Origin of the sequence: Hyphomonas beringensis (assembly GCF_000682755.1) — a bacterium.
In the GTDB taxonomy this organism is placed as follows: Bacteria; Pseudomonadota; Alphaproteobacteria; order Caulobacterales; family Hyphomonadaceae; genus Hyphomonas; species Hyphomonas beringensis.
In genome coordinates this window covers 1-346 of sequence record NZ_AWFF01000112.1, presented here as the reverse complement: position 1 = coordinate 346, position 346 = coordinate 1, and the positions used below count along the sequence as shown (strand labels likewise).

Below are 346 nucleotides of genomic sequence, written 5' to 3'. Positions count from 1 at the left end.
ACTTCGCGCACAAGATCCGCAAACGCCGATCAGATCGAATGCGGCAATCGCCACAATGGCAGTGGCACCTGGATGAGGTCTTCGTGAAGATCCGTGGGAAGACTCACTATCTTTGGCGTGCGGTCGACCATGAGGGCGAAGTTTTGGAGTCTTTTGTGACCAAGACGCGCGACAAGGCTTCTGCATTGAAATTTATGCGAAAAGCCATGAAGCGATATGGCAATCCTCAGGTTGTGGTAACCGACAGGCTTCGCTCGTATGGTGCTGCGATGCGTGAAATTGGAAACGCACACCGCCGGGAAACCGGCCGGTACTTGAACAACCGCGCCGAAAACTCGCACCAACC

The 346-nt window shown here is 54.3% G+C and carries 1 protein-coding gene; it reads left to right on the top strand.

The window, feature by feature from the left end:
* Positions 1 to 346: DDE-type integrase/transposase/recombinase (locus HY29_RS18070; protein WP_034799878.1), on the top strand; the 346-nt coding region annotated here is incomplete at both ends.